Below are 14,159 nucleotides of genomic sequence, written 5' to 3'. Positions count from 1 at the left end.
TAAGCTGTAGGCTGTAGGCTGTAGGCTGTAGGCTGTAGGCAAATATACGACTCCCAGCACCTAACTCTTAACGACCTAACAATTTAATAAACAGCACCCTATACCTTTTACCTAAAACCTTCAACTTACATCAACTTTCCGAAGAAAATAGCGTTCATCAATAATTTGTTAGTTCCAAACCAAAATGCTCTAAAGTTGGTGTTATCTGTAAAAACAATCACTCTACCACTACCTAATCGCTGAGCTTTAAACGGAACGGTATTTTTCAATTCCTTTAAGTTCTCTTTTGAAATATAACCACTCAATAACGGATTGTTGGTGTACTGAATTGGATTGTTATAACTCTTTGCATCAGGTTGAATAAACTGTTTTGTATTTCTAAATAATGCTATTTTATCATTCTTATATCCAAAATTGATTGGATGTGAGCGGTCAACCTTTGCTTCAAAAATTGCTCCTCCAATTACTTGCGCTCCCGATTGCAACGAACGATTTTCAAATGATACATTATTTATAGAATCTATCTTAGTTTTATTAAACTTTACATTAATAAACCCTCTGTTAGACAACCAATTTACTGCATTTCTATACCCGATTAGTACTCCTCCATTACGGACCCATACTTTTAGTCTCTCTACTAAATTCTTATCAATAGATCGACTATTCGGAACAATAATCGTCGTATACTTATCAAGGTTTACTCTCGTAGCATAATCGGTATCTAACTTTGTTATTTTAATATCGTAACGCTGATCTAATAAATGCCAAATTTCTCCTGCATCGTAACTCGTTACTCCTTTTCCTACCAACATCGCTACTTTTTGCTTTTTAACAGCTTCAAAATTTCTACTTCCTAAATCAATTCCTTCGTTCAATCCTGTAGACACTCCTTTAATTTCAATATGATTTTCATTCGCTATTGTACCTAAGAAATCAAATAATTCATTTCCATTTAATTTTTGATTTTGAGCTGGAATAAAAATAGTTCCGTAATCATACGAATTGCCATCGTTTACAAACTTTTTCATCGCTACCTTCGCTCGCAATCCTTTTTCTAAAATCGTATTTAACGCTTTAGGTGTGTTGTACTCATTCCAAGAAAATAAGTAGCCTACACTACTTTTTTGTTGAATTATTCCTTGTTTTGATTGTAATTGAGTCACCTCAGCTCCTGCTTTTGATAATGAAATATTATCAGCAAAATCAACTCCAAATGCATAATTAAAAGTCCAAGCAGATACATCATAAAACAAACTATCTTTAAATGTAGTTCGTACATCAAACATTGCTTTTACCAACCTGTGATTTTTTTGATTCATAGGCACTACATAACTATAACCTTTTTTGAAACGTTTTCCATTCGATGTAAAATCTTCTTTTAACTCGTGAAGTTTTATTTGATGACGTTGTAAAACCTCAGCTAAATGATTTGTCTTTGCAGCATCTTTTTCATCACCAAACACTATTGCTTTTTTCGTTTCTGAGCTTCTTGAATTTTTATAAAAACCTTGTTGATACTGTAAGATTTTAGTTCGCATGTTTTTAGCAGCTTCTAGTGTTGACAATGCTGCTGTAAACTGATTTCGAATGGTAAACGGAAAGGTTAATATTCCGTTTTCACTTTCTTGCGCATGCCCGCGAGAACTTCCTTGTTCAAATAAAATTCCGATACTTCCATTAATATCTGGAAAAGTTGACCCTTTTCCGTAGTAAAAATCATCAAAACTTTCCTCTGAATAATACGTTGAACCAATTTTATCAAGTGCTTTTGCATGATAGGTTGCTATTTCCTTAGTTAATTCCTGATTCATTTTTGGAGTCAACGGATTTGTTCTACTCGGAATCCCTGGTTGGAAAAAGAAAGTTGAGTTCGTTCCCATTTCATGATGATCGGTTAAAATATTCGGTAACCACTTGTGAAAAGTTTTAATTCTTGCTCTACTCTCAGGTAATTGAACTGGCAACCAATCACGATTCATATCAAACCAATAATGATTCGTTCTTCCTCCTGGCCAAACCTCATGATACTCTCTATCATTTGGATCTGGATTTATATTATTTGCCTTATTTGTATTTGCCCAATACGCAAAACGTTGTAAACCATCTGGGTTCATTGCCGGATCAAAAAGTATTACTGAGTTATTTAATAATCCCTCTATTTTTTGCCCTTCTGCTGCTGCTAAATAATACACTGCTGCCAAGGCTGCATTTGAACCACTTGCTTCATTTCCGTGAATTGAAAACCCTTGGTATACCACTATTGGACTGTTAGAAACATCTATAGAAGCATCGTTTGTTGCTTTCATGTGCTTTTCTCGTATTTCTTCTAAATTCTGATGATTGTTAGAAGAAGTTATCGTTAACAACACCAACGGTCTTCCTTCATAAGTTGTTCCTCTGTTTTCAAGCACTACTCTATCTGAAGCATTCGCAAGTGCTTTCATATATTCTATCAACTTATCATGGGTTACATGCCACTCTCCTACTTCGTGTCCTAAAACTGATTTTGGTGTTGGTATATTTTGATTATAAGAAACATCTTGTGGTAGGTAATAATTTAAATCGACTGTTTGTGCCGTTAATGTCGCACTAACAAATAGTAGTGATAGTAATAGTTTCTTCATTATTTAATTTTAAGTTGATTGTTATAACTACGATTGAAATTGTGTATTAATTCTGTTTAAATAATAAAAATCCCACATAAAAGTGGGATTCTTATATCCTATTGGTATTTATTAACTGTTTCTTTTATCTTTTATAGAACATCCTATTGCTCTAGTATCAGTTTTTGTTGGCTTTTCTCCTTTCAACAAAGCATCAACCGCATTTTCAACAAAACGTTCTTTTACATTATTCTCGTTACGAGAGCTATCATCAATAGCACCAATATATTCAACAATTAATTTACCTTTCTTTTTATTTAATATGTAAACATGTGGTGTTTTAGTTGCTCCGTATTTTGGATACACCTCTTGACCTTCGTCAAACAAATAAGGAAACGTAAAACCTTTTTCTTTTGCACGTACTTTCATCGCTTCAAAACTATCTCCTTTTGAAACCTCTGGGTCATTTGGATTAATAGCAATTACAGGAAATCCTTTCTTTTTGTATTTCTTATCCAACGCAATAATTCTGTCTTCATTCGCTACTGAATACGGACACATATTACACGTAAACACTACAATAAATCCTTTTGCTTCTGAATAATCAGCTAAAGAAACCATAGTGTCGTCTATATTTTTTAGTGAAAAATCGGCCGCTTCATCTCCTACCTTATATCCTTTTGAAGGATTAATCGTAAATGCAGATACAGTTGCAACTACTAACAATAACAATGTTATTTTAAATGTTTTCATAATTATTTAGTTTAAAAAGGTTTGTAATTCGTGTTGTAACTCTTCATAGCTAAATGATTGCTCGTAAAACTTTCTTTTTTCTTTATTGTAAATTAACGTTGCTGGTATAGAACCCGACCAATTTTCAGCAATATCTGGTATCCAAAACTGTTCATTTGCATCATCAAAATGAAGTACTTTAGATTCTAATTTTCTTTTTTTAACAAATGGAATTAGGTTACTTTCCTTCTGTTTAGGAAAATCTAAACTCACCAAAACTACCTCTACATTTTTATCTTTATACGCTGCGTTTAACTTTTCAAAAGCAGGGAGTTCTTTTACACAAGGCATACACCAAGTTGCCCAAAAATTGATAACATAGGTCTTATCTTCATTTTTATGCAGCAGCGGTTTTAACGCTTCGTAATTTAGCGTAGCTATTTTAATAGAAGACTCTGTAACCTCATCTGTTTCTCTTGGTTTTTCTTTACAAGAAAACAACATGAAACTCCCTAAAAAAAGTATTAGAATTTTATGCATTTGATATTTGTTTCCTCTCAAAATTAACTGATTGTGTTAGTTAAAAAGCAGAATTAACGAAACATTAACAAGAAAAAAGCCCGAAAAAATACTTTTTCGGGCTTTTACTATCAGTAATACTTTTATTGCTTAGCTATAAATTTCATTCAATAATTTAGCTAATCGTAAACCTCCTTTTTGTAATTGTTCTCTTACTACAGGAAAATAAACATATGAATAGCGGTAGCGTAAATTCTCTCCTACCTCAACAGATTTATACACCTCTTTGGTTATTTTATGTGTATCGTGTAACCAATCTACCACAGTTCCTTGTTGAATTACTTTTATTTGTTCTTTCGATAAATCTTTAGCATTACTTGCTAATTCAATATAACTCATATCCCACTTATTAAGTAAATCTTCATCCCATACTCTATGTAAATTTGATCCTTTACCATGCCACTGAACTTGTATCTTATTTCCTCCTAAATCCTCTTTTAGACCTATGTGCATAGGTTGATGCAAGTCTCCTACTAAATGTACTAACATTTTTAAGTAAAAACGTTTATCTTCTGTAGAGCTATTTTCATTCTTTAGTACTTTCATACATTTCTCAATACCTGTAACCATATCTCCTTCTGGGTTCTTTTCGGTATCTTCATAACGAGCATCTAATGGCATATTTACATAATGCCAAGTATAAAATTTACCATATTTCTTTCTATCAGATTTTATTTCATCTGCATACGTAGATACAAACGCTAAACTTTCTCCTTGTAATAGCTTTTCTATTTTCTTTTTAGCTTTTTTAGTCAAGTGTTTTTCTGCAATCTTTCCTGTAGCTCTATGACCAGTTGGTCCCCATACATCTTCATTATTAGCTATTGACGAAACACTTACCAAAAACGCAGCGAATACTATTAAAAATTTTGTCTTCATGAATAGTTTAAATTATAATCGGAAGCTAAATTATAAAAATAATTCCTCAAAAATTTGGATTTAACAAAAATTAAATCATATCTTTATGATATCGTTTTAATATCACTTTAACTAAAACAAAAAATGAAAGGAGAAAAAATCATCAAACCAGCTAATGGATATTTAATGTTCTTTATTGTTCTTGCACTTTTTATAAGTGGAATTACATTAGCTATTAAAACAGAAAATCCAATATTCATATTAATGTCTGTATTAGCATTTATTTTAGCATTAGGTTTCATTTTAGTGAATCCTAATTCTTCTAAAGTTTTATTATTCTTTGGAAAATATGTTGGTACCGTAAAGCAAAATGGATTGTATTGGGCTAACCCTTTATACAAAAAGAAAACTATTTCTTTAAGAGCGAGTAATTTTGATAGTGAGCGTTTAAAAGTGAATGACAAACTTGGAAACCCAGTAATGATTAGCACCATTTTAGTGTGGCGAGTTACCGAAACTTATAAAGCTGCTTTTGATGTAGACAATTATGAAAATTTCGTTCGTGTACAAACAGATGCTGCTGTACGTAAACTAGCTAGCATGTATCCGTATGATAATTTTGCTGATGAAGGTCATGAAGAAGATATTACTTTACGTTCTAGTGTTAATGAAGTAAGTGAAGCTTTAGAAAAAGAATTGGAAGAGCGTTTAGCTATTGCTGGTATCGAAGTTTTAGAAGCACGAATTGGTTATTTGGCCTATGCACAAGAAATTGCAAGTGCTATGTTAAAGCGTCAACAAGCTACAGCTATTGTTGCAGCACGTCATAAAATAGTGCAAGGAGCTGTTGATATGGTAGACATGGCTTTAGAAGAATTGAATAAAAAAGAAATTGTTCAGTTAGACGAAGAACGTAAAGCTGCAATGGTTAGTAATTTATTAGTGATTTTATGTGGAGATAAAGAAGCATCGCCAGTAGTTAATGCAGGAACGTTGAATCATTAATAGGTTAAAAGACTGAAAAATTAAAAGATTAAAAGATGAAGGAATATAAAATAATTAAGCAAGAATTTAGCTGGACAAACTCCCAACAAAACTTTGAAGACCAATTAAATAATTTTGCCAAACAAGGATGGCGTGTTATTAACGTTCTAGAAAGAAATAGTATTTTATTAGCTGTACTTGAAAAGGATAAAAACCGATAGAATGAAAATTTTTAAAGAAGAGCAACGATTTACACAACTTTGGTTATTAGTAATATTAGCTGTAAGTTTAATTGTACCCGTAATACTTATTGTTAAAGAATATATGCAAGAAAATTCTACAATGAGTTCTACAGAGTTAACACTTACTCTTCTTGGGATTTTAGCTTCATTTGCTTTTATTTTCATTTTCAAGTTAACCACAAGAATTGACGAATATGGAATTCATTATCAATTCTTTCCTTTTCATCTATCCTTAAGAAAAATAGCTTGGTCTGAAATTAAAAAAGCCTATGTCAGAAATTATGACCCAATTGGTGAATATGGAGGATGGGGCTTAAAAGGCGGATTACTTTGGAATAAAAAAAGAGGAACTGCTTTAAATATTTCAGGAGATATAGGTATTCAACTAGAACTAAAAAATGGTAAAAAATTACTTATAGGAACCAAAAAAGAACAAGAAGCAAAACGTGTTTTAGAAACCTATGAACATAAAGTACAACAATTATGATACGGATAATATTATTTACCATCATATACCTTTTTAGTTTCATTCTCTCTTTGATATAACTAAATATTAGGAAGTTGTATTTTTGACCCGTAACTTAACTCTTAAACACAACCGTTTCTTACATAAAAACAAACATGGCAAAAAAGAAAGCATTTGCACTCCGCATAAACGAAGACATGTTAAAAGCTATTGAAAAATGGGCTTCTGACGAGTTTCGATCTACCAATGGGCAGATTGAATGGATGCTTATGCAAGTACTTAAAGAAGCAAAAAGAGAACCCAAAAAGAAAGAAGATTAACTTCAAAATCTTAACTCCCTGTAAAAAAAACGTCTAATTTTTAATTAGGCTTTTCTATTTTGTAAATTGTACAAATATAAAAACAGCTTTATCAAAAAAACCAATGCTTTTTTCGATAAAGACTGGAAAGAATATAAAGTTGAGGTATAAAAAATAGATTTATCTCCGTTTAAAGAAACCGAAAAATTTTCTGTAGAATAATTTCAAATTAAAAAATCTTACATAATGAAAAGAATAATCGTTCTACTCGCTATTACTATTATAGCCAGTGCTTGTAAAAAAGAGCAAAAAAAGCCAACAGAAGTTGTTGAAACACTTAAAGAATACTCTATCGAACAAATGATGGATAACGAGAGTGTTTCAGGAGGAAGTTTTTCTCCAGACAACTCAAAATTACTCGTAACCAGTAATCGTTCGGGAATTTATAACATGTATACAGTTTCTACAGCTGGAGGAGAATTTAAACCAATAACAAAATCAGACAGCTCTTCTGTTTTTGCTACATCTTATTTTCCAAAGGATGAGAGAATGTTATTCAGGATGGATAATAATGGAGATGAAATTTATCATATATTTTTAAGAGAACTTGATGGTACCATTAAAAACTTAACACCAACTAAAGGTGCTAGAGCTGGATTTTTTGGTTGGGCAAAAGATGAGAAAAGTTTCTTTTTTACTTCTAATAAAAGAGATAAGCGTTTTATGGACCTTTATGAAATGGATCTTGAAACTTTTACTCCTACCATGATTTATGAAAATAAAGACGGTTATAACGTAGCAGCAATATCAAATAATAAAAACATTCTAGCGCTAAGCAAAACGGTTAACACTAACGATAGCGACTTGTTTTTGTTTGATAGAAGCACTAAAGTAATTACAAAAATTAATCTTACGTTGAGTGGTAATTCAGCCGCTGATTTTTCTATTGATGATACTGATTTTTACTACACAACAGATGCAGAAGGTGAATTCGCTACCTTAATGAAATATACCATTAGCACCAATGAAACAGAAAAAGTGTTAGCGAAAGATTGGGATATTTCTGGAAGCTATTTTACCAACAATGGAAAATATAGAGTCACTTATATTAACGAGGATGCAAAAAATGTAATTGAAGTTTTTGATGTTGCTGAAGGTAAAAATATAACCTTACCTAATGTTAACGGAAAAAGTATAACTAGCGTTGGTTTTTCTAGAGATGAAAACATGATGCGTTTTTATGCTGGAGGTTCTGATGCACCATCTAACTTATACGTTTACGATTTAGCAACTCAAAAACAAACACAACTAACCGATGTTTTAAACAAAGAAATTAATCCTAACGACTTGGTAGAAGCAAAAGTAATTCGCTACCCTTCTTTTGATGGAGTGACGATTCCTGCTATTTATTATCTACCTCATCAAGCTTCAGAAGACAATAAAGTTCCTGCTTTAGTTTGGGTACATGGAGGACCAGGTGGGCAATCTCGTCAAAACTTTAGTTCGCTAATTCAATATTTAGTTAATCATGGATATGCTGTATTAGCTGTTAATAACCGTGGAAGTAGTGGTTATGGTAAAACCTTTTTTACTATGGATGACTTAAATCACGGTGAAAAAGATTTACAAGACTGTGTAGAAGGAAAAAACTGGTTAGCAAATCAATCAGAAATTGACGCTGAAAAAATAGGAATTATTGGAGGGTCTTATGGCGGCTATATGACCATGGCTGCATTAACCTATACCCCTGAAGAATTTGCCGTAGGTGTAAACATTTACGGGGTTACAAACTGGATGCGTACTTTAAAAAGTATTCCATCTTGGTGGGAATCTTTTAGAGAAGCTTTATACAAAGAATTAGGAGACCCGTATTCTGCCGATTCTGTTAGGCTTAAAAGAATTTCTCCTTTATTTCACACCGATAAAGTAACCAAACCTTTAATGGTTTTACAAGGAGCTAAAGACCCGAGAGTTTTACAAGTAGAGTCTGATGAAATTGTGGCTGGAGTTAAGAAAAACGGTGTTCCTGTGGAATATGTTCTTTTTGATGATGAAGGGCACGGTTTTGTAAAAAAGGAAAATCAAATAGAAGCAAATAGTAAAATCTTACAGTTCTTAGACACCTATTTAAAGAAGGAAGAGCCAATTAAAAACGATGATTTATAAACAAATTCAAAGAACTTTAACAGTATAACTTTTCCAAAAAATTATCGAGTTTATATTTTTGTCAGCATAACATAAAATCTCCCACATATCTATTTATGTGGGGGATTTTTAATATCACAAAGAACCACAATTACTACTATGCGAAAATTATTCTTATTAATTATCACCTTATTTTCATTAAGCAGTTTTTCTCAAAATCAACCTGACCCTACCAAAGAATTAGGTGTATGGTACATGTACAACGGATCTCACCAAATCTCAGATAAGTTTGGCTTAAAATCTATGGCACATTTTCGCTTCTTTGAAGTTGGAGACGATATGCAACAATTCATCGGACGTTTAGGGGCTAATTATAAATTCAATAAAAACATAAGTGCTACTGTTGGGTATGCTTTCCTAAATACAGATAGAACCTATGATATAAATGGAGGTGATTTTAACGAACATCGTATTTATGAAGATGTAAACGTAAACCATAAAATAGCTAGTTTAAATTTAGCACACCGTTTTAGAAGTGAACAACGTTTTATTGAATCGACCACTAGTAATTTCTTTCGATATCAATTAGCCTTAAGTCATCCTATCGATGAAAAATGGTCGACATACCTATACAATGAAACTTTTTTAGATTTTGAAGGTGAAGCATACAATCAAAACTGGTTCGGAACTGGTTTTAAATACAAAGTTTCTGATATTATAAAACTTCACGCAGGATATCAGCTAATCAATGTTAATGATGTTGGCAATTTTAATAGAATTCAATTAGGAATTGCAATTACCACAGATCACAGAAAAAAGAACTAACTATTATTTCATACTTTAGTGGCAAATTTTTTTTTAGATGGAAGCACCTCTTTTTACAAACGATGCAATCGTATTTGGTATTTTAATGATTTCTTTAGGTTTTGTTTTTTATACAGAATCACAAACCTCAGGATTTTGGCATAAATTTTATAAAATAGTACCAGGTTTATTCATGGCCTATTTTATCCCAGCAATATTTACTACTCTAGGAGTTATTTCTCCTGAATGGGAAACTACAAATGCTGCTGGCGAAGTGGTAAAAAACAAATCGCAATTATACTACGTATCTAGTCGATTTTTATTACCTGCTGCCTTAGTTTTAATGACTTTAAGTATTGATTTAAAAGCAATTTTCAATTTAGGTTCAAAAGCATTAATTATGTTTTTTACAGGAACTATCGGAATTGTTATTGGAGGTCCTATCGCTATTTTATTAATTTCTACTGTTTCACCTGAAACTGTTGGCGGCGCAGATTTCGATGCTGTATGGAGAGGTTTATCAACCCTTGCTGGTAGTTGGATTGGTGGTGGCGCTAACCAAACTGCCATGTTAGAAATTTACAAATATAATCCTGCTAAATATGGAGGAATGGTATTTGTTGATATTGTTGTTGCTAATATTTGGATGGCTATTATTTTAATCGGAATTGGTAAAAAAGATAAAATTGATAAGTGGTTAAAAGCTGACACTTCTGCTATTGAAGACTTAAAAGAACGAGTTTCGAGTTTTACACAAGGTGTACGTAGAAATCCTACCTTAACTGATTTTATCATCATGTTAGCTATTGCTTTTGGTACTGTTGGTTTTGGTCATTTTGCTGCAGGATATTTAAGCGAAATCTTTGCTGCTATTACTGCTAGTATGGAATCTCAAACATGGCGAAATATCTTTTCATTTTTAGGATCAGGGTTCTTCTGGTTAATCAGTATTTCAACTATTGTAGCGATACTTTTATCATTTACAAAAGCTAAAAATTATGAAGGTGCTGGAGCCAGTAAAATTGGTAGTATTTTTATTTATGTACTAGTAGCAACTATTGGTATGAAAATGGACTTAACCTTAATTTTTGACAATGTAGGATTAATTGCTATTGGTTTAGTTTGGATGGCTATTCATGCAGGATTATTAATCTTAGTAGCTAAATTAATCCGTGCTCCATATTTCTTCTTGGCTGTAGGAAGTCAAGCAAATGTTGGTGGGGCTGCATCTGCCCCAATCGTAGCGCAAGCTTTTCATCCATCTTTAGCAACTGTAGGTGTTTTATTAGCTGTTTTCGGATACGCTATCGGTACCGTAGGCGCAATCCTATGTACAATTTTAATGGAAATAGCCTCAAAAGTTTAGGAGAAATCTGCATATTTGCAACAGACAAATTTTGAATTCAATGAAGAAAATTATTGCTTTTTTCGCAATTGCACTTGTTGCTTTTGCTTGTTCCTCTAAAAAAGAAGGAAACATGGTTGTTAAAGGTCAGATTAAAGGATTAAAAAAAGGTACTTTATATCTTCAAAAGATGAAGGACACATTATTGGTATCTGTTGATTCTATGGCGTTGTTAGGTGATGATAAATTTATATTAACAGATAATGTTGAGTCTCCTGTAATGTATTACTTAACTTTTGATGGTAATACAACAGATAAACACATTATGTTTTTTGGGGAAGAAGGTGAAATTACCATCAACGATAAAATTGAAGAGTTTGGTTTTAAACCTGAAATTAAAGGTTCTAAAAATCAAGAAGTAATGAATGAGTATCGTAAAATAAACCAACGTTTTATGGAGCAACGTCTAGATTTTGTAAAAAAAGAAGTAGAAGCTCGTCAAGCTCAAGATGAGGTACAATTAGAACAAGTAGAAGCAGATTATAAGAAAATGGTACGTCGTCGTTTCTTATTCTCTACAAACTTTGCTATTGCAAACGCTGATAGTGAAGCTGCACCATATATTGCTTTATCTGAACTGTATGATGCTAATATTCAACTTTTAGATACAATTAATAATAGCTTAACTGATAAAGTTAAAAATTCTGAATACGGTAAACGTTTACAAAAGTTTGTAGATGACATAAAAACTAAAGAAGGAAAGTAAATATTCTTTTCTTTAAAAGAAGTAAAAAAGCTCATTCAGTTTGAATGAGCTTTTTTACTTTTATATTCTAAATTTTAAAAGACAATACTGGTAACTTACTGTGATTGGCAATATCTTCTGAAATACTACCTTCAAAAAAGTGTGCTATTCCCTTTCTACCATGCGTAGCTACTACTAAAACATCTGAGTTTATTTTGTCTGCATAATAGAACACTCCCTTTTCTACAGAATAATCAGAAATTATTTTTACTTTATGAATGTTTTCATCATAGCTTTCATTTGTTTGATTAAAAAAATGCTTCATTCTTTCTTCTAACTCTTCGGTGCTTTTAAACTTAGACGTTGGTGTACTTACATATACCAGCTCCATATCTGCATTAAACTTCTTAAGAAACTCTTTCGCTTCCATATATGGTTTTACATCGTCATCAGAAAAATCACAAGCAAACAGTATCTTTTCTATCTGTTTTACTATCGGTTCCTCTTTTATTACTAATACAGGTACATGCGCATAACGGATTACCTTTTCTGTATTAGAACCAATAAACATTTCTTTTAAACCACTAGCTCCTTTAGATCCCATAACAATCAAATCTGCTCCTTCATTTCTTGCCAACTGGTCTATTTCGCTAAAGATTTTAAAATGCTTTATAATTGGGGTTACTTTTATACCCGATAAATACTCTTTCTCTAAAAATTCTGCTAACTTTTTCTCAGACATTTGTAAATAAAACAACATTTCTTGTTGTAAATAACTTTCTGATCTACTTAAAACAGCATTAGATAACTCAAGCATATGTACTACCAACACCTCAGCGTCTGACTTTTTTGCTAAAAAAGCTGCTGTTTGTAAAGCATTTTCAGAATATTCAGAAAAATCAACTGGGACTATAATTTTTTTCATGATTAATTACTTTTAGGTTCTACGTCTTCTATAAAGTTACCTAAATTTTGTCAGTAAAGCTATGATTTTTGTCACTTTATAAACCACTATATATTCTATACATTTGCTTTCTTAAATTTTACATTTGTTATGGATAAAAACTCTTCTAAATTTGTAGGCGTTGTTGTACGTGCCTTTATTTCTTTAATGGTCGTTTCTATTTTAGGTATTTTATTAAAGTTTTTTATTACCATACCCAATCGTATTTTTTTTAATAGATCTATAGCATATACTAGTACACATTATTCATATAAACCAGGACAAAATGGATGGACTTTTGATTTTTTTGTATTAAACAATGATGGTTTATATGTAGCCTTACCCTTACTTCTAGTGATTTTTATTGCTTTAGTTTTTTACTTTGGAGTATTTTCTGCTATTGCAACATTTTTAAATTTTAAAGCACAAAACACGCAATTAGCCAAAAGAGATTTTATTTTAACACTACTTGTTGTTAGCTTCTACTTTATGCCCAAATACATAAATATTGATTCTTTTTTAAACATCAATGAAAGAGGTGATTATGTACTTAAAGAGCGCATATATAATCCTAATAATGAAATTTGGGAAATAGGTGTTCAAAAAATAAGAGGTAACTATATTAAAGAACATAAAACCGTAAGCAATGACTCTTCATTTTTAGTTGTAAGAAAATTTAACACTAAAAAAATAGATACAGTTTTATTTGAAAAATTAGTTATTCCAGGCAATAATGTTTACGTTTTTAGTGCAAAAGATACCTTATGGTTATTTGAAGCTTCTAATAATTATATAAAAGCTTTTAACATGGTTAACAGCAACATGGTTATAAAAAACAAAGAAGATTTAAACCGTATGATGCCCAAAAAACATCAAAAAAGTGGTATTGCCGAATTAAGTTATTCTCCTGCTCAAAAAAATAGTGTCTATGTAAAAACTAATTACGGTGAGGTATTATACTTGCATACAGATGATAATTTAATTACTGATAGATACAAATACACTAACAGCACATACTATCTAAGACGCATAAACGAACATAGATATAAATTATATGCAAAAAAGAAACAGCTAGCTACCACCTTACAAGAAACTATCTTTTTAAATGCTGAAATTATTTCTTATAGAAATAATGTTGTTGTTATTAGACACAAAGTCAACATAAAAAAAGAAACTCCTTATATCATTTCAGCATATGATACTATAACAGGAAATAAACTATGGGATTTTAATGAAGAAAACAATCCTTTTTTAAATAATGCTCATGGTAAAGTTACTGTGGATGCAACTTTTTTACCAAACAAAACAATTCTTAGTTTTTATGATGTTTTTACATTAAAAGGAAATATAATAATAGACAATCAAGGAAACTATATAAAACAGGAAATTAACATAACCAACTATTAAACAAGTT

Annotated in this window: 14 protein-coding genes; 9 read left to right on the top strand and 5 right to left on the bottom strand. The window is 31.4% G+C overall.

Features of this window, described 5'->3' with window-relative positions:
• Positions 1-125: 125 nt before the first annotated feature.
• The 4 genes from ACR9ES_RS12525 to ACR9ES_RS12510 form a co-directional block, all read right to left on the bottom strand.
• Positions 126-2,624: a M14 family metallopeptidase gene (locus tag ACR9ES_RS12525; RefSeq protein WP_435254431.1), complete on the bottom strand. Its 2,499-nt coding sequence runs from the start codon at positions 2,622-2,624 to the stop codon at positions 126-128.
• Positions 2,625-2,735: 111 nt separating this feature from the next.
• Entirely contained in the window at positions 2,736-3,356 is a 621-nt protein-coding gene (locus tag ACR9ES_RS12520; protein ID WP_435254430.1) for a thioredoxin family protein, read from the bottom strand.
• Positions 3,357-3,362: 6 nt separating this feature from the next.
• Positions 3,363-3,875, bottom strand: a complete 513-nt coding sequence (locus tag ACR9ES_RS12515) for a TlpA disulfide reductase family protein (RefSeq protein WP_435254429.1) — start codon at positions 3,873-3,875, stop codon at positions 3,363-3,365.
• Between the two features lie 129 nt (positions 3,876-4,004).
• Positions 4,005-4,793: a S1/P1 nuclease gene (locus ACR9ES_RS12510; protein ID WP_274635155.1), complete on the bottom strand. Its 789-nt coding sequence runs from the start codon at positions 4,791-4,793 to the stop codon at positions 4,005-4,007.
• Between the two features lie 123 nt (positions 4,794-4,916).
• Between ACR9ES_RS12510 and ACR9ES_RS12505 the strand changes: the two genes are divergently transcribed.
• The 8 genes from ACR9ES_RS12505 (at position 4,917) to ACR9ES_RS12470 (ending at position 11,823) form a co-directional block, all read left to right on the top strand.
• Complete coding sequence (locus ACR9ES_RS12505) at positions 4,917-5,777, top strand: SPFH domain-containing protein (RefSeq protein WP_274635154.1); 861 nt, start codon at positions 4,917-4,919, stop codon at positions 5,775-5,777.
• A gap of 35 nt (positions 5,778-5,812) precedes the next feature.
• Positions 5,813-5,977, top strand: a complete 165-nt coding sequence (locus tag ACR9ES_RS12500; RefSeq protein WP_274635153.1) for a DUF4177 domain-containing protein — start codon at positions 5,813-5,815, stop codon at positions 5,975-5,977.
• 1 nt (position 5,978) lies between these two features.
• Positions 5,979-6,485, top strand: coding sequence for a hypothetical protein (locus ACR9ES_RS12495; RefSeq protein ID WP_299000538.1), 507 nt, complete (start codon positions 5,979-5,981; stop codon positions 6,483-6,485).
• A 134-nt stretch (positions 6,486-6,619) separates the two neighbouring features.
• On the top strand, positions 6,620-6,784 hold the full coding sequence (locus ACR9ES_RS12490) for an Arc family DNA binding domain-containing protein (RefSeq protein ID WP_274635151.1): 165 nt from the start codon (positions 6,620-6,622) through the stop codon (positions 6,782-6,784).
• Between the two features lie 225 nt (positions 6,785-7,009).
• On the top strand, positions 7,010-8,929 hold the full coding sequence (locus ACR9ES_RS12485; protein ID WP_435254428.1) for a S9 family peptidase: 1,920 nt from the start codon (positions 7,010-7,012) through the stop codon (positions 8,927-8,929).
• Between the two features lie 138 nt (positions 8,930-9,067).
• Positions 9,068-9,733: a DUF2490 domain-containing protein gene (locus ACR9ES_RS12480; RefSeq protein WP_435254427.1), complete on the top strand. Its 666-nt coding sequence runs from the start codon at positions 9,068-9,070 to the stop codon at positions 9,731-9,733.
• Between the two features lie 37 nt (positions 9,734-9,770).
• Positions 9,771-11,078: a DUF819 domain-containing protein gene (locus ACR9ES_RS12475; protein ID WP_435254426.1), complete on the top strand. Its 1,308-nt coding sequence runs from the start codon at positions 9,771-9,773 to the stop codon at positions 11,076-11,078.
• Positions 11,079-11,118: 40 nt separating this feature from the next.
• Entirely contained in the window at positions 11,119-11,823 is a 705-nt protein-coding gene (locus tag ACR9ES_RS12470; RefSeq protein WP_073184486.1) for a DUF4369 domain-containing protein, read from the top strand.
• A gap of 67 nt (positions 11,824-11,890) precedes the next feature.
• On the opposite strand, the gene ACR9ES_RS12465 is transcribed toward ACR9ES_RS12470, so the two are convergent.
• Complete coding sequence (locus ACR9ES_RS12465; RefSeq protein ID WP_167714188.1) at positions 11,891-12,727, bottom strand: universal stress protein; 837 nt, start codon at positions 12,725-12,727, stop codon at positions 11,891-11,893.
• A 129-nt stretch (positions 12,728-12,856) separates the two neighbouring features.
• Here ACR9ES_RS12465 and ACR9ES_RS12460 point away from each other — a divergent pair, with 129 nt between their 5' ends.
• A complete protein-coding gene (locus ACR9ES_RS12460; protein ID WP_435254425.1) occupies positions 12,857-14,152 on the top strand; it encodes a hypothetical protein in 1,296 nt (431 codons plus the stop codon).
• The last annotated feature ends 7 nt before the right edge of the window (positions 14,153-14,159 follow it).

The sequence above is a fragment of the Tenacibaculum sp. A30 genome, from assembly GCF_051200845.1.
GTDB lineage: Bacteria > Bacteroidota > Bacteroidia > Flavobacteriales > Flavobacteriaceae > Polaribacter.
This window is presented reverse-complemented; position numbering and strand designations above follow the sequence as displayed.